At 75.0% G+C, this 252-nt stretch carries 1 pseudogene; it reads left to right on the top strand.

Going from position 1 to position 252, the window contains the following annotated elements:
* Positions 1–252 (top strand): annotated as a pseudogene (locus NVV99_RS26650) (hypothetical protein); the annotation flags it as partial.

The following is a 252-nucleotide window of genomic DNA, read 5'->3' as shown; positions in this document are numbered from 1 at the left end:
CTCGGTCGCAGCCGGTGCCCTGTTCGGCGCGCCGACCCGCAGCCCCGGATCGGGACTGTTCCCCGGGACCTCGCAGACGGCCCCGTCGCCGGTTCCCGGCACCGGGGGTGAGGCGGTCAAGGCGCTGTCGGCGGTGTCGTTCACCGCCCCCGAGGGGGGTGGCATCGGGCCGGTCGCCGATCTGACCAGCAGCTACGGCAGCCTGTCGGGGCGGGTGTCGTCCTGGTGCCAGGGCGGGGATCTGGCCTGTGA

It is taken from the genome of Rhodococcus sp. PAE-6 (assembly GCF_025290685.1).
GTDB classification, from domain to species: Bacteria; Actinomycetota; Actinomycetes; order Mycobacteriales; family Mycobacteriaceae; genus Rhodococcus; species Rhodococcus pyridinivorans.
Note: the sequence above shows the minus strand (reverse complement) of the source record. Positions and strands in the feature narration are given on the sequence as shown.